Source organism: Afipia broomeae ATCC 49717, assembly GCF_000314675.2.
GTDB lineage: Bacteria > Pseudomonadota > Alphaproteobacteria > Rhizobiales > Xanthobacteraceae > Afipia > Afipia broomeae.
Window position 1 is genome coordinate 436,976 of sequence record NZ_KB375283.1, and the last position, 15,529, is coordinate 452,504.

Below are 15,529 nucleotides of genomic sequence, written 5' to 3' on the forward strand. Positions count from 1 at the left end.
TGTGCGCATCACTTGAGCGCACAGGGAGGTTGCTTTATTTCGCTTCGGCGCGCTTCGGAGGCGAGGCCGGCCACGACTTGATCAGCGTGTCGTAGTCGACGGTTTCGCCCTTCGGCTTCTCGTTCGCCAGCTTGCGCTGCGGAGCAATGTTGCCGTCCTTCTCCGACTTGGCGAACCAGAACTCCGCGGTTTCCTTCTTGTTGAGCTTCGGTCCGCAGGCGCCCTGCACGCCCGACTTCTCGAGGCGCTCAAGCACCGAGTCCTGGGCCGCAGCCAGCGAGTCCATCGCAGCCTGCGCGGTCTTCGCACCGGACGACGCATCGCCGATGTTCTGCCACCAGAGCTGAGCCAGCTTCGGATAGTCAGGCACGTTGTTGCCGGTCGGGGTCCACTGCACGCGCGCGGGCGAGCGGTAGAATTCGACCAGACCGCCGAGCTTCGGCGCACGCTCGGTGAACGACTTGTCCCAGATGTCAGACTCGCGGGTGAACGTGAGACCGACATGGCTCTTCTTCAGGCTCACCGTCTTGGAGTTGATGAACTGGAGGTAGAGCCAGGCCGCCTTGCGGCGGTCCGGCGGGGTCGACTTGAGCAAGGTCGCGGAGCCGGCGTCCTGATAGCCGAGCTTCATGCCTTCCTTCCAGTACGATCCATGCGGCGACGGAGCCATGCGCCACTTCGGCGTGCCGTCGGCATTCACCACCGGCAGACCGGGCTTCACCATGTCCGCGGTGAAGGCGGTGTACCAGAAGATCTGCTGGGCGATATTGCCCTGCGCAGGAACCGGGCCGGCTTCGGAGAAGGTCATGCCCTGCGCCTGCGGCGGGGCATACTTCTTCAGCCAGTCGAGATACTTGACGATCGAGTAGACCGCCGCGGGTCCGTTGGTGTCGCCGCCGCGTTCCACGGATGAACCGACCGGACGGCAGCCTTCCATGCGGATGCCCCATTCGTCGACAGGCTTGCCGTTCGGGATACCCTTGTCGCCGTTGCCCGCCATCGACAGCCAGGCGTCGGTGAACCGCCAGCCGAGCGACGGGTCCTTCTTGCCGTAGTCCATGTGGCCATAGACCTTGACGCCGTTGATTTCCTTGATGTCGTTGGTGAAGAACTCGGCAATGTCTTCATAGGCCGACCAGTTCACCGGCACGCCAAGCTCGTAGCCATACTTGGCCTTGAACTTCGCCTTGTAGTCCGGATTGGTGAACCAGTCGTACCGGAACCAGTACAGGTTCGCGAACTGCTGGTCCGGCAACTGATACAGCTTGCCGTCCGGTCCGGTGGTGAACGACTTGCCGATGAAATCATCAACGTCGAGCATCGGATCGGTGACGTCCTTGCCCTCGCCCGTCATGTAATCCGACAGAACCACGGTCTGGTTGTAGCGGAAGTGGGTGCCGATCAGATCGGAGTCGTTGATCCAGCCGTCATAGACGTTCTTGCCCGACTGCATCTGCGTCTGCAGCTTTTCGACAACGTCGCCTTCCTGGATCAGGTCGTGCTTGACCTTGATGCCGGTGATTTCGGTGAACGCCTTGGCCAGCGTCCCCGACTCGTATTCATGCGTCGTGATCGTTTCAGACACGACATTGATGTCCATGCCCTTGAAAGGCTCAGCGGCCTTGATGAACCACTGCATCTCCTTCATCTGGTCTTCCTTCGACAATGTCGAAGGCTGGAATTCCGTGTCGATCCACTTCTTCGCCGCAGCTTCGTCTGCGAAAGCCGGCGCGCCGATCGCGGCTGACGCCGCAATCAATGCCACCGCGCTTGTCATCGTCAAAAGACGATTCCTTTTTGTAACGTGTCGCATGGTTTCCTCCGTTGAAAACACAACTTCAGGTCCGGGTTGATCCACGGATCTGCCTTTTCTCCACCCGCTAGACGTTGCGAAATATGACAACGGCCGACACGATGGAAATTACGGTAGCGATCCACAAACTCGAGACCTCGACGCCCTCGCCGATCGGGAGCGTCGCAATCGGGTTCGTGCCCGCAAATGCAATCCACAAAAGATGAATGACCGCCGTAGCGATCAGCGATATGAACAGCCTGTCGCCGCGCGTGGTCGGAATATGCAGGATTCCGACGCGCTCGGCCTCGGGGTAGCGCACCGCGAGCCAGGTCATGACTCCAAGCGTTCCCGCCAGCAGACAGAAGAAGATCGCCGTTGGTGCCGTCCAGGCCATCCATGCGATATGTTCCATGGTTACACCCGTCCCAGCGCGAAGCCGCGCGCGATATAGTTGCGGACAAACCAGATCACCAGAGCACCCGGGATGATGGTCAGGACGCCGGCGGCGGCCAGCAACCCCCAGTCCATGCCGGATGCTGAAATCGTGCGCGTCATGGTCGCGGCGATCGGCTTGGCGTTCACCGATGTGAGCGTGCGCGCCAGCAGCAGTTCGACCCACGAGAACATGAAGCAGAAGAACGCCGCGACGCCGATGCCGCTCGCGATCAGCGGCATCAGGATCTTCACGAAAAAGCGCGGAAACGAATAGCCGTCGAGGAACGCGGTTTCGTCGATCTCTTTCGGAACGCCCGACACGAAACCTTCGAGAATCCACACCGCCAGCGGCACATTGAACAGGCAGTGCGCCAGCGCGACCGCCCAGGGCGTATCGAACAGATTGATCGCCGAGTACAGATTGAAGAACGGCAGCGCGAACACCGCCGGCGGCGCCATGCGATTCGACAGCAGCCAGAAGAACAGATGCTTGTCGCCGAGGAAGCGGTAACGCGAGAAGGCATAGGCCGCGGGCAGCGCGAAGGAGATCGACAGAATCGTGTTGATGAGGACGTACTTCAGCGAATTGATGTAGCCGGAGTACCAGCTCGAATCCGTGAAGATGCGCTTGTAGTGAACCAGCGTCGGATTGTTCGGCCACAACGTCATGGTCGTGACGATTTCCGTGTTGGTCTTGAAGCTCATGTTGACGAGCCAATAGATCGGCAACAGCAGGAAGATCAGGAACAGTCCGAGAATGATGCGCCGTCCGGGAATGGTATGCATCATGCGCCTCCCGCCGGTTGCGCGCGTTCGTTATCGGCGTTCGTCATCACCGTGTAGAACACCCAGCACACGATCAATATGATGATATTGTAGACGATGGACAGCGCCGCCGCCTTGCCAAGGTCGAACTGTCCGAGCGCGATCTTGACCAGTTCGATCGACACGAAGGTCGTGGAGTTGCCGGGGCCGCCGCCGGTCACGACGAACGGCTCGGTATAGATCATGAAACTGTCCATGAACCGCAACAGCACCGCGATCAGCAGCACGCGCTTCATCTTCGGCAACTGGATCGCGGTGAACACCGCCCAGCGCGACGCGCCGTCGATCTGCGCGGCCTGATAGTACGCATCGGGAATGGATTTCAGACCGGCGTAGCACAGCAACGCGACGAGACTGGTCCAGTGCCAGACGTCCATGACAATGATGGTGCACCATGCGTCGAAGCTGTTCGACACGTAATTATAGTCGAATCCCATCTTGTTCAGCGTGTAGCCCATCAGGCCGATGTCGGGACGTCCGAATATCTGCCAGATGGTGCCGACCACATTCCATGGAATGAGCAGTGGCAGCGCCAGAATGACGAGACAGGCCGCGACGCGCCAGCCTTCGCGCGGCATCGACAGCGCGACCAGAATGCCGAGCGGCACTTCGATAGCGAGGATGATGGCGGAGAACAGCAGATTGCGTCCAAGCGACGCCAGGAAGCGGTCGCCGAGGTCCGTCGACGGATCGAGCAATTCCTTGAACCAGCCGACCCCGTTCCAGAAGAACTGATTGTTTCCAAACGTGTCCTGCACCGAATAGTTGACCACCGTCATCAGCGGCAGCACCGCCGAGAACGCCACGATCAGGAACACCGGCAGCACCAGCAACCAGGCCTTGTTGTTGATCGTCTTGTCCATTACGCGCGCCCTTCAACCAGAAGACTGTCGGCATAGACGTGAACATGGGCCGGATCGAACACCAGCCCGGCGGTGTTGTCCGGAACAGAGAACCCATTCGGCACGCGGGCAGCGAACTTCACATCGCCGATCCGTACGCGCGCAAAGCGGACGCGGCCGAGGTCGTCGATCCGCTCGATCTGCGCACACAGCAATCCCGGTGCGGGCGCGGCAACATGAACGAACTCAGGCCGCACGCCGATTTCGATTTTCGCGCCCAGCGGAAGGCTGTCATAGGTCCGGTTCAGCCTGATGGTGTGGCCGTCGATTTTCGCCTCATTGCCCTTCACCTCGGCGGGCACGATATTCATGCCAGGTGATCCGATGAAATATCCGACGAAGGTGTGCGCCGGCTTCGCGAACAGTTCTTCCGGCGTCCCGCTCTGCACCACACTGCCGTCGTGCATCACCACCACCGTATCGGCAAAGGTCAGCGCTTCGGTCTGATCGTGGGTGACGTAGATCATCGTCAGATCGAGCGCCTGGTGCAGCGCCTTGAGCTTCGAGCGCAGTTCCCATTTCAGGTGCGGATCGATCACCGTCAGCGGCTCGTCGAACAACACCGCCGCAACGTCGGACCGCACGAGACCGCGGCCAAGTGAAATCTTCTGCTTGGCGTCGGCGCTGAGCCGGACCGCCTTGCGATTCACGTAGGGCGTCAAATCGAGCAGCTTGGCGATTTCCGTCACCCGGGCGTCGATCTCCTTTCGCGGCAGGCCCCGGTTCTTGAGCGGAAACGCGAGGTTCTCGCCCACCGTCATGGTGTCGTAGATCACCGGAAACTGAAACACCTGCGCGATGTTGCGCTCGCGCGTCGTGGAGTGCGTGATATCGGTGCCGTCGAACAGCACCTTGCCGTGCGACGGCGTGACGATGCCCGAGATGATGTTCAGGAGCGTGGTCTTGCCGCAGCCGGACGGTCCCAGCAGCGCGTAAGCGCCGCCCTGCCGCCATGTCATGGTCATCGGCTTCAGCGCATAGGACGCCCGGTCCGCAGCGTTGCCGCCGTAGGAATGCGCAAGATCGACAAGATCGATGCGAGCCATGATCTCACCGTGCCGCCGGCGCGGCGACGAGCCGGCCGGATTGATCGAAGATGAACAAGTCATTCGGATCGAGCACCGCTTCAAGCTCCTGCCCAGGCAAAAACTCGTGGATGCCGGACAGCACCGCGACCCAGTTGTAACCTTCGCGTTTGAGATGCACGAAGCTTTCGGAGCCGGTGATCTCGGTCACGCTGACGGTGGTGACGAATCCATGGCGACCGTTGGAGGGGGCCGCCACTTCAAGCTGATGCGCGCGGAAGCCGACCTTGTAGGCGCCGTCGCTCAAACCTTCGTAAAGACCGGCCACCGACGCGCGTTCGCCGCCGGAATAGAAGATCGAGCCGTTTTTCTTCTCGATGCCGACGGTGTTGAGCGGCGGATCGGAAAACACCTCCGCCACTTCTACCGTGTCAGGACGCCGGTAAACCTGCGGCGTCGCACCGGCCTGCAGCACCCGCCCTTCCCCCATGCAGATGGTCCGGCCGCCCAGCAACAGGGCTTCCGAGGGTTCAGTCGTCGCATAGACGAAGATCGCGCCGGACTCCTCGAAGATGCGGGGCAGTTCGGTGCGCAGTTCCTCTCGCAGCTTGTAGTCGAGATTGGCGAGCGGCTCATCGAGCAGCACGAGGTCTGCGCCCTTCACCAGCGCGCGGGCGATGGCGGTGCGCTGCTGCTGGCCACCCGAGAGCTGCAACGGCGTCCGGTTGAGATAGGGTTCGAGCTTCAGCAGCTTCGCGGCATTCCTGACGCGGGTCTCGATCTCGTCGCGCGCGACGCCCTGCACGCGCAGCGGCGACGCGATGTTCTCGTAAACCGTCAGCGTCGGATAGTTGATGAACTGCTGGTAGACCATCGCCACCGAGCGTTTGCGCACATCGAAACCGGTGACGTCCTTGCCGTCGACAAGCACGCGGCCGGAGGTCGGCTTGTCGAGCCCGGCGAGCAGCCGCATGATCGAGGTCTTGCCCGCCAGCGTCGGGCCGAGCAGCACGCTCAATGTTCCGCGCTCAAGTGTCAGCGAGACATCCCGAATCCAGGGAACGCCGTTGACCTCGCGCGAAACCTTGTCGAGGGTGACGCTCATGCACGGCCTCCCGCTTCCTTCAGCGGCCGGTCGATGCCGCTGCGATGCGCGGCGATCCAGTCGTCGAGCGCCTTCACTTCATCGGCTGACAGACGCAGACCCAGCTTGGACCGTCGCCAGACGATGTCCTCGGCGGTGCGCGCGAACTCGTGCGCGATAAGATAGCGGACTTCACGCTCGGTCAGCGTGTCGCCGAACAACTGTCCGAGATCCGCCGCCGACGACGCCTTATCGAGAACCTTGCTGGCCCGCGTACCATAGGCGTGCGCCAGACGAAGTGCGAGCGAGCGCGACAGGAACGAATTGTCGCGGATCAGTTCATCCGCCAGCGCCGGGATCGCGGACACATCAAGATCGCCGCCGGGCAGCGGCGCCGTACCGGTCCAGCCCGCCGGCTTTGCCTTGCCCGGCAGATACTGCTCCAGCCGCTCTAAAGCCTCTTCGGACAGGCGGCGATAGGTGGTGATCTTGCCGCCGAAGATCGACAGTAATGGCAACCCGCCCGGCGCATCGAATTCGAAGACGTAATCCCGCGTGGCAGCCTTGGCCTCACTGGCGCCGTCGTCATAGAGGGGACGCACGCCGGCATAAGCCCACACCACATCCGCGGGGGTCACCTGCTTGGCGAGATAGTCGTTCACCGACTGGCACAGATAGGCGATTTCTTCCGCCGAGGCCTTCACCTTGGACGGATCGCCGTCGTAATCGCGATCGGTGGTACCGATCAGGGTGAAGTCGTTCTGGAACGGGATGACGAAGACCACGCGGCCATCGCTGTTCTGGAACGTGTAGGCGTGATCGTGATCATAGAGGCGCGGCACGACAATGTGCGAGCCCTGCACCAGGCGCACCTTGGCCTTGGCGTTGATCCCCGCACGGCGGCTCAGCACATCCTCGACCCATGGACCGCCGGCATTGACCAGCGCACGCGCCTTGATGCTGCTCTGCGCACCGCTGATCGTGTCTTCCAGCACGACCTGCCAGCAATCATCCAGCCGCTGCGCCTCGATCGCGCGGGTTCGCGTGCGGATGACCGCGCCGCGATCGGCCGCGTCGCGCGCGTTCAGAACCACGAGGCGCGCGTCATCGACGAAGCAGTCGGAATATTCGAAGCCCTTGGTGAAGCGGCCGGGGGCGAGAGGCTGACCGACCGGATCGCGCGCCAGATTGACGGTGCGCGTCGCCGGCAGCAGACGCCGACCGCCGAGATAGTCGTACATGAAGAGGCCGAGCCGCAGCAGCCACGCCGGACGCAGTCCCGCGTGATGGGGCAACACGAAACGCAGCGGGCGAATGATGTGCGGGGCAATCTGCCAAAGCACCTCGCGCTCGAGCAGCGCCTCGCGGACCAGGCGGAATTCGTAATACTCGAGATAGCGAAGGCCGCCGTGGATGAGCTTGCTCGACCACGACGACGTGCCGCTGGCGAGATCGTTCATCTCGCACAGGAACACGGAATTGCCCCGGCCCGCGGCGTCGCGGGCGATGCCGCAGCCGTTAATGCCTCCGCCGATGATTGCGAGGTCGAAAACCTTGTCCAACGTCTCTCCCCGGCGCTCGCTATTTTCACTTATAGCGATTTCGCTTTCGTATTGGATTAAATCACAACTTAAAACGAAAGCAAGCGGCGTGATGAATGTGCAGGCAGACGCGTCATCACTCGGGAAAAGTGAAGATATATGAGGGAGTTACAGCTCCGGCGTCGACAGACAAGCAAGAAGCGAGTGCAAACTGTCCACAAGCCGAACCAGCAAGCGGCGGAATCGGCTGAAGGCCGTCAGGCCACGTCAGCGGGCTTGTCGGGCATCGCCGCGATGACCTCGATGCCCCGGCTATTACAAATCGCCTGAAGCCCGGCGGGCAACGGCAGGTCGGTGACGAAGGTATGGATCTGGCTGAGATGCGCGATGCGAACAGGCGCATTGCGGCTGAGCTTGGTGCTGTCGGCCACCAGCATCACGCTACGCGCATTGGCGATGATGGCCTGCGCCGCCTGCACCTCGCGATAGTCGAAGTCGAGCAACGCGCCCTCCTCGTCGATCGCCGATGCGCCGATGATGGCGTAATCGACCTTGAACTGGGTGATGAGGTTGTTCGCCGTCGATCCGATCACGGCGCCGTCCGCGCGGCGCACCGTGCCGCCGGCGACGATGACCTCGATTCGCGGGAGGCGATAGAGCAGCATCGCCACGTTGAGATTGTTGGTGATGACCAGCAGGTCCTCATGCGCCGTGAGCGCGCTTGCGACCTCTTCCGTCGTGGTGCCGATATTGATGAACAGCGAGCAGCCATTGGGAATCTGCGCCGCCGCCGCCGCACCGATGGCTTTCTTTTCCTCCGCCGCGACGAACCGTCTCGCCTCGTAGGCCAGGTTTTCGACGCCCGAGGCGATGATCGCGCCGCCATGAACCCGCGTCATCGAACGGCGGTCGCACAGATCGTTCAGGTCCTTGCGGATGGTCTGCGCCGAAACTTCAAAGCGCCGCGCCAGATCCTCCACCGTCACCCGCCCGGAGGCGCGCGCAATGTTCAGGATGTCGGACTGGCGATTGGAAAGCTCGGTCATTCAGCACCTTAACCCATATGGGGGCAATGGTGCTGCGGTTGCCGCGTCCGGTCAACTCGGCAATTCATCGATCCGGCTGCGGATGCCCCGCGTGGTTAAAACCGCGCCCGGGCGCCCTTTCACACCGCCATCTTGCGATGCCGGATCGGCGAGCCGCCGAATGTCAGGCCTGCCGCCGCATCGATGATGGTGTTGGCATCGAGACCGTAGTGGGCATAGAGATCGCCGATGGTGCCGGTCTGGCCGAACTTTTCCACGCCGAGCGCTTCGACGCGGTGACCATGAACGCTGCCGAGCCAGGCCAGTGTCGCCGGATGACCGTCAATCACGGTGATGAGTCCGCAGTCACGCGGCAACGGCGCAAGCAGCCGCTCGATATGACTCGGTTCGCGCGGCCCGCCGCTGCGGCGAAGCTTGCGTGACGCACTCCAGCCGGAGTGCAACCGGTCCGCAGACGTAATTGCGAGCAGGCCGATGTCCCGGCGTGACTCGCCAAGCAATCCCGTCGCCTCGATGGCTTCCGGCGCAACGGCGCCGGTGTAAGCGATCACCAGTTCGGCATTCGGCCCCGGCTTGCGCAGCCAGTAAGCACCCGCGGCAATGTCGCTCGCAAGTTCCGGCGTCATCGTTCGCTGCGGCTGATCCAGCGTGCGCGTCGACAGCCGAAGATAAACCGAGCCTCCGTCCTCATCGCGCTGCATGTGCTCGAAGCCCCAGCGCATGATGACTGCAAGTTCGTCCACAAAAGCGGGCTCAAATGACGAGAGCCCATCCTGCGCCATGCCGATCAAGGGCGTCGCAATCGACTGGTGCGCCCCGCCTTCCGGCGCCAGCGTAATTCCCGACGGCGTCGCCGCCACCATGAAACGCGCATCCTGATAACAGGCATAGTTCAGCGCATCGAGACCGCGCTCAATGAACGGATCGTACAGCGTGCCGACCGGCAGGAGCCGTTCGCCATTGATAGAATGCGATAGGCCGAGCGCGGACAGCATGATGAAGAGATTCATCTCCGCGATGCCAAGTTCCATGTGCTGGCCCTTTGGCGAGTAATCCCATGCGAAAGTCGACGGAATCTTCTCCTTGCGGAACAGGTCGGTGTTCTCGGCCATCGCGAACAGGCCGCGGCGGTTCACCCACGGGCCGAGATTGGTCGAGACCGTGACGTCTGGCGACGTGGTGACAATGCGCTCCGCGAGTTTTGTATCGCCCCGCGCCAGTTCATTGAGGATCAGGCCAAAGCCCTGCTGCGTCGCCATGCGCGGCGTTAGCGTCACATTGAGTTGCGCAGGCACTTCGATCTTCGGTGCATCGAATCGCCGCGCGCCATCGCGCGCGAAGGTCACATTCTTCAGGAATTTTTCGATGCGCGTGTGGTCGAGCGGCAGCCCTTCCAGCCGATCCCATTCATGGCCGGGGCGGATGTTCTGCGCCTTGCGGAAGGTTTCCATCTGCGAAACCGTCATCAGCCCGGCATGATTGTCCTTGTGGCCCTGGAACGGCAGGCCGACGCCCTTGATGGTGTAGGCGATGAAGCAGACCGGCCGATCGTGATCGATCGCCTCGAAAGCTTCCAGCATGCTGGCCATGTCGTGGCCGCCGAGATTGGACATCAGCGCCAGCAGTTCGTCATCACTGCGCTTCTCGATCAGTTTCGTCACCGCGCCCTGATCGCCGATGTCGTCGAGCAGATGCTTGCGAAACGCCGCGCCGCCCTGGAAGCACAGCGCCGCGTACATCTGGTTCGGGCAGTTATCGATCCACTTCCGCAGGGCCTCGCCGCCAGGCTCCGCGAAGGCGGCCTGCATCAGCTTGCCGTACTTCACGATCACCACGTCCCAGCCGAAATTGCGGAACATGGTCTCGAGCTTTTCCCACAGGCCTTCATGGATCACCGCGTCGAGACTCTGGCGATTGTAATCGATCACCCACCAGGTGTTGCGCAGGCCCTGCTTCCAGCCCTCCAGCAGCGCCTCGAAGATATTGCCTTCATCGAGTTCGGCGTCGCCGACCAGCGCGATCATGCGCCCCTCGGGCCGATCCTTCATCCAGCCGTGAGACTTCACGTAGTCCTGCACCAGTGACGAAAACAGCGTCTGCGCCACGCCAAGCCCGACCGAACCGGTGGAGAAATCCACGTCGTCGATGTCCTTGGTACGCGAGGGATAGGACTGCGCGCCCTTGAAACCGCGGAAATTCTCCAGCTTCTCGCGCGTCTGCTGCCCGAGCAGATACTGGATCGCGTGAAACACCGGGCTCGCATGCGGCTTCACCGCCACGCGATCCTCGGGCTTGAGCACGCCGAAATACAGCGCCGACATGATCGTCGCGAGTGACGCTGATGAGGCCTGATGGCCGCCGACCTTGAGGCCATCGGAGTCCGGCCGGATGTGATTGGCATGGTGGATGGTCCACGACGACAGCCACAGCACCTTGCGGGTCAGCGCGGACAGAATTTCCAGACGAGAAGGTTCGATGGGCATGCGTTCACCGGGATAAGGGTCCGAGCCAATGCTAGTCCTCGCCGGGCGCTGAAAAATCTCAAATCATCTCGATCGGCGCCAGAATATTAGTATACTATACCAATACGCAGGATATTTGTGAGATTTCATTCCAATGACAGAACTTGATGCGATCGACCGCAAAATCCTGGCGATTCTTCAGTCCGACAGCCGCGTCACCATGCAGGACCTTGCCGATCGCGTCGGTCTTTCGGTGTCGCCGTGCCACCGCCGGGTGAAACTGCTCGAAGAGCGCGGCGTGATCTCGCGCTACATCGCAATGGTAGACCAGAAATCGGTGGGACTACCGGTCAGTGTGTTCATCTCGATCAAGCTGGAGCGGCAGAAGGAAGAAGACCTCAACCGCTTCGCCAGGGCGATCTCGAAGTGGGACGAAGTGCTGGAATGCTATCTGATGACCGGCAACCGTGACTATCTGCTGCGCGTGGTGACCGCCGACCTTCCGTCCTATGAAGCTTTCCTGAAAACCAAGCTGACGCGGCTCGACGGCATTGCCTCGATCGAGTCCAGCTTCGCGCTCAGTCAGGTGAAGTATTCGATCGCCCTGCCGGTTTAGCCCGTCCGGCTAAAGATCGAAGAACACGGTTTCGCTGTCGCCCTGCAGGTGAACGTTGAACCGGTAGGTTGCCGCATCACCCTGCTCGCGCTTTGCAAAAAGCGTCGCACGGCGATCCGCCGGCACAAGCGCAAGGATCGGATCGGCGGCGTTGGCGGCCTCGTCTTCGAAATAAATCCGCGTGATCGCCTGCTGGGTCATGCCTCGTGCGAACACCGCGAGAAGAATATGAGGCGCCTGCGGCTTGCCGCCCGGACCGGGCACCGGACCGGGCTTGATGGTGCGGAATTCAAACCCGCCCTTTGCGTCGGTGCCGCAGCGGCCAAAGCCCTTGAACACGGCGTTCGGAGCGGCGCGCGTGTCCTGCGGATCGGCGAAGCGTCCCTGCGCATCGGCCTGCCAGATTTCGAGCATGGAATCTGGAATGACCTTGCCCTCGCCGTCGAACACCTGCCCGACGATGCGTATGCGGTCGCCCGACACGTCAGGCGTCACCAGATCGTGGCTGAACGCGTCGTTCCACGCGTAGTCATTGCCCGGTGTGAGGCCGTATTTGAAGTAAGGACCGACGGTCTGCGACGGCGTGATGTTGCTCATCAGTCGTTATCCAGCGGCGTGGCGTTGCGCCCGCGCAATACAATGTCGAAACGGTAGCAGAGCGCCCAGTCGGGCTTGGTGTTTTCCAGGTCGAAGCTCGACACCATCCGCATCCGCGCCTTCTGGTCCGTCACCGAATTGAAGATCGGGTCGTAAGCGAACAGCGGATCGCCGGGGAAATACATCTGGGTCACGATGCGCGAGATGAAGGAGTGCCCGAACACCGAGAAATGGATATGGGCGGGCCGCCACGCATTGGGATGATTGCCCCACGGATACGCACCCGGCTTGATGGTGATGAAGCGGTAGTAACCCTGTGCGTCCGTTTGTGCGCGGCCCGCGCCTGTGAAGTTCGGATCGAGTGGCGCTGGATGCTGATCGACGACGTGGATGTAGCGGCCGCAGGCGTTGGCCTGCCAGACTTCAAGCAAGGTGTTCGGCACGCCGCGGCCGTCTTCGTCGCGGACATGGCCGTGAACGATAATCCGCTCGCCGAGCGGTTCGCCCTTGTGCTGGATGGTGAGATCGTTGTCGTTCTCGCGCACCGTCTCGTGTCCGTACACCGGCCCGGTCAATTCCGACAGCGTATGCGGAATCATCACCAGCGGCTTGGTCGGCGAGCGCAGCACCGTGCTCTTGTAGGCCGGCGACAACCGCGGCGCATGTGCGGCGTTGCTGTCTCGCGGATAGATCAACGTCATGGGCGTCTTCTTTTCGTTGTTCCGGCCAGCTTAGCAAGCCGGTCAGTGAATGCCTACACCAAGCAGCCGGTTCACCAGAGATCGATCGGACTTAAGTTCGTCCGACACGCCTTCCCAGACCGCGCGGCCACGCTCGACCACCATCACGCGATCCGCGAAATTGAGCGCGCGCTCGATCTGCTGCTCGACCAGGATGATCGTCATATCGCCGCTGGTGGCAAGGCGAGAGATGGTTTCCATCAACTGATCGCAGATCACCGGCGCCAGCCCTTCCAGTGGCTCATCCAGCAGCAGGATCGACGGTTTTCCGAGCAACGTCCGCGCCATCGACAGCATCTGCTGCTCGCCGCCGGACAATTGCAGCCCGAGATGCCGTCGGCGCTCTGCGAGGCGTGGAAACATCTCGTAAATTCCGGCGAGCCCGTCCCGCTCGCGCGTCTTGAAGCCGGTCGACAGGTTCTCTTCCACCGTCAGCGAACCGAAAATATCGCGGGTCTGCGGCACGTAGCCCATGCCGCGCAGCGCCCGCGCCGAAGTCTTCATCGCGCTGATGTCCTGTCCGTCCGCAAGAATGCGGCCGTGATGCCGCGTCGACAGCCCCATCAGAGTCGCGAGCAGCGTCGTCTTGCCGACGCCATTGCGCCCGAGGATCGCAAGGCGGCCGCCGGCCGGAACCTCGAACGACATCTCCGACACGATCTGCGTCGGGCCGTAGCCCGCGCTCAGGCGTTCGACCTCAAGCCGTGCGGCTGGCATCGGCGTAGCTCCCCAGATAGGCGCGGCGGACTTCATCATCCTTCGTGACGTCCTGCGGACTGCCTTCGAAAATCATGCAACCGTTGGCGAGCACAAGCACCCGCTTCGCAAACCGGAACACGAGGTCCATATCATGCTCGATCATGAGCACGGCAATATCGGACGGCAGGCGGTTGATCGCTTCGAGAATCTTCGGCGCTTCGTCGTGCGGAACGCCCGCCGCCGGCTCGTCCAGCATCAGCACCTTCGGCGTCAACGCGAGACCGATGGCGAGATCGAGCAGACGCTGCTGACCATAGGCCAGTTTCGCGACGGGAAGCTGCGCCAGATGTGCAATGCCAAGCATACCCAGGATATGCATCCATTCGTCGCGTACCTGCGGCGCGAACGTCTCCACCGAGAAGAACCGGCGCGTGAGACCCTTGCGCTGCATGACGGCCAGCGCGACGTTTTCGGCGACCGAGAGACTGGTGAACAGCCGGGTGATCTGGAATGTCCGCGCCAGCCCCTGCCGGACGCGACCCGGAATCGGGACCGACGTCAGGTCATTGCCCTCGAAGAAAATGTTGCCGTCGGACGGCGAGAGATCACCGGAAATCACGTTGACCAATGTGGTCTTTCCCGCCCCGTTCGGGCCGATCAGCGCGACGCGATCGCCCTTGCCGAGACTGAAGGAAATGTCGCGGTTGACATGCAGACCGCCGAACGACTTCGAAACGTTTCGCAGTTCCAGTAGCGGACTCATCGGCGCGGCCTCCGCTGCGAGAACGAAGCCCAGAGCGAGGCGATGCTGTGCCCGAGACCGCGCGGCGCAAAGATAACGATGATAATGAGCAACAGCCCGACCAGGGTCATCCAGTGGAACGGATTGGCCGCCGAGACAATGTGCTCGAAGATCTGGAAGATCACCGCGCCTGCCAGCGCGCCCCACAGGTTTCCGGCCCCTCCCAGCACCAGCATCACCAGCACTTCGGCGGACCGCTCGAAGCTCACGCTGTCGAGCCCGACCACGCCGGTGTTGATCGCCATCAGCGCGCCGCCAAGCCCCGCAACGATTCCCGAGACGCCATACATCATCACGAGCCGCGGATAGGCCGATGCTCCGATCATCAGCGCGCGCAGGGAGTCATCCTTGATGCCGCGGCACAGCAGGCCGAACGGAGAACGGACGAACCGCAGCAGCAGCACCATGACGACCGCGAGCGTGACCAGCGAAAAGATGTACGATGTCCGGCTGTACATATCGAACGCGAACACGCCAAAAATTTTCCCCGGCGAAATGCCTGACAGACCGTCGCTGCCGCCGGTCCATGATGACAGCTTGTTCGCCAGCGAACTGACGAGCTGACCGATCGCGATGGACAGCACGAGTTGCGGCAGACCGTGAAAGCGCGTGATCAGCGCGCCGGAGATCAATCCCATCACCGCGCCGGTGAAGGCCCCGATGGCGAGCAGGATTAGCGGATTGGTAATCCCTGCGATACAGGCATTGCCGACCGCATAGGCGCTGACGCCGAACAACGCCGCCTGCCCCAGCGTTGCCACACCGCAATAGCCGGTGACGAGATCGAGCGAGAGCACCAGAAACGTGATGCTGATCACCCGCGTCAGGAATGCGAGATCATCGGGAAACGCGAAATAGCCGATCGCGCCCACGACCGCGACCGTCAGCAGACCAAAGATTTCCTGCTGGAGCGGAAATCCCGGCCGCGGCACATCGAACTTGATGGTCTGCTCGGTCATG

15 protein-coding genes are annotated in these 15,529 nt (G+C 61.9%); 1 reads left to right on the forward strand and 14 read right to left on the reverse strand.

What is annotated here, in order from left to right; all coding sequences use genetic code 11:
- Positions 1-34: 34 nt before the first annotated feature.
- The 9 genes from HMPREF9695_RS14515 to HMPREF9695_RS14555 all read right to left on the reverse strand — a co-directional run bounded on the left by HMPREF9695_RS14515 (position 35) and on the right by HMPREF9695_RS14555 (position 11,136).
- Positions 35-1,777, reverse strand: a complete 1,743-nt coding sequence (locus HMPREF9695_RS14515; protein ID WP_024920837.1) for an ABC transporter substrate-binding protein — start codon at positions 1,775-1,777, stop codon at positions 35-37.
- A 103-nt stretch (positions 1,778-1,880) separates the two neighbouring features.
- Positions 1,881-2,207, reverse strand: coding sequence for a DUF2160 domain-containing protein (locus HMPREF9695_RS14520; protein ID WP_006021618.1), 327 nt, complete (start codon positions 2,205-2,207; stop codon positions 1,881-1,883).
- Between the two features lie 2 nt (positions 2,208-2,209).
- Positions 2,210-3,016 carry a carbohydrate ABC transporter permease gene (locus HMPREF9695_RS14525; RefSeq protein ID WP_006021619.1) on the reverse strand — a complete coding sequence of 269 codons (807 nt, stop codon included), beginning with the start codon at positions 3,014-3,016 and terminating at the stop codon, positions 2,210-2,212.
- A complete protein-coding gene (locus HMPREF9695_RS14530; RefSeq protein ID WP_006021620.1) occupies positions 3,016-3,918 on the reverse strand; it encodes a carbohydrate ABC transporter permease in 903 nt (300 codons plus the stop codon). Before HMPREF9695_RS14530 ends, HMPREF9695_RS14525 begins: the two co-directional genes overlap by 1 nt.
- Positions 3,918-5,003, reverse strand: a complete 1,086-nt coding sequence (locus HMPREF9695_RS14535) for an ABC transporter ATP-binding protein (RefSeq protein ID WP_006021621.1) — start codon at positions 5,001-5,003, stop codon at positions 3,918-3,920. The genes HMPREF9695_RS14530 and HMPREF9695_RS14535 overlap by 1 nt, the downstream gene beginning before the upstream one ends.
- Before the next feature lie 4 nt (positions 5,004-5,007).
- The gene (locus tag HMPREF9695_RS14540; protein ID WP_006021622.1) at positions 5,008-6,087 is read right to left on the reverse strand and encodes an ABC transporter ATP-binding protein; all 1,080 of its coding nucleotides are present in this window, start codon (positions 6,085-6,087) and stop codon (positions 5,008-5,010) included.
- Positions 6,084-7,628, reverse strand: coding sequence for a glycerol-3-phosphate dehydrogenase (gene glpD, locus HMPREF9695_RS14545; RefSeq protein ID WP_006021623.1), 1,545 nt, complete (start codon positions 7,626-7,628; stop codon positions 6,084-6,086). The genes HMPREF9695_RS14540 and glpD overlap by 4 nt, the downstream gene beginning before the upstream one ends.
- A gap of 236 nt (positions 7,629-7,864) precedes the next feature.
- The gene (locus HMPREF9695_RS14550) at positions 7,865-8,653 is read right to left on the reverse strand and encodes a DeoR/GlpR family DNA-binding transcription regulator (protein WP_006021624.1); all 789 of its coding nucleotides are present in this window, start codon (positions 8,651-8,653) and stop codon (positions 7,865-7,867) included.
- Positions 8,654-8,772: 119 nt separating this feature from the next.
- The gene (locus HMPREF9695_RS14555) at positions 8,773-11,136 is read right to left on the reverse strand and encodes a hypothetical protein (RefSeq protein ID WP_006021625.1); all 2,364 of its coding nucleotides are present in this window, start codon (positions 11,134-11,136) and stop codon (positions 8,773-8,775) included.
- Between the two features lie 133 nt (positions 11,137-11,269).
- Between HMPREF9695_RS14555 and HMPREF9695_RS14560 the strand changes: the two genes are divergently transcribed.
- Entirely contained in the window at positions 11,270-11,731 is a 462-nt protein-coding gene (locus HMPREF9695_RS14560; RefSeq protein ID WP_006021626.1) for an Lrp/AsnC family transcriptional regulator, read from the forward strand.
- 9 nt (positions 11,732-11,740) lie between these two features.
- On the opposite strand, the gene pcaG is transcribed toward HMPREF9695_RS14560, so the two are convergent.
- From pcaG to HMPREF9695_RS14585, 5 genes are read right to left on the reverse strand one after another with little or no spacing between them, the layout of a single operon-like run.
- Complete coding sequence (pcaG, locus tag HMPREF9695_RS14565; RefSeq protein WP_006021627.1) at positions 11,741-12,328, reverse strand: protocatechuate 3,4-dioxygenase subunit alpha; 588 nt, start codon at positions 12,326-12,328, stop codon at positions 11,741-11,743.
- Positions 12,328-13,029, reverse strand: coding sequence for a protocatechuate 3,4-dioxygenase subunit beta (pcaH, locus tag HMPREF9695_RS14570; protein ID WP_006021628.1), 702 nt, complete (start codon positions 13,027-13,029; stop codon positions 12,328-12,330). The genes pcaG and pcaH overlap by 1 nt, the downstream gene beginning before the upstream one ends.
- 42 nt (positions 13,030-13,071) lie before the next feature.
- Complete coding sequence (locus HMPREF9695_RS14575) at positions 13,072-13,785, reverse strand: ABC transporter ATP-binding protein (protein WP_006021629.1); 714 nt, start codon at positions 13,783-13,785, stop codon at positions 13,072-13,074.
- Positions 13,766-14,530 carry an ABC transporter ATP-binding protein gene (locus HMPREF9695_RS14580; protein WP_006021630.1) on the reverse strand — a complete coding sequence of 255 codons (765 nt, stop codon included), beginning with the start codon at positions 14,528-14,530 and terminating at the stop codon, positions 13,766-13,768. The genes HMPREF9695_RS14575 and HMPREF9695_RS14580 overlap by 20 nt, the downstream gene beginning before the upstream one ends.
- Entirely contained in the window at positions 14,527-15,528 is a 1,002-nt protein-coding gene (locus HMPREF9695_RS14585) for a branched-chain amino acid ABC transporter permease (protein ID WP_006021631.1), read from the reverse strand. Before HMPREF9695_RS14585 ends, HMPREF9695_RS14580 begins: the two co-directional genes overlap by 4 nt.
- Position 15,529 lies beyond the last annotated feature (1 nt).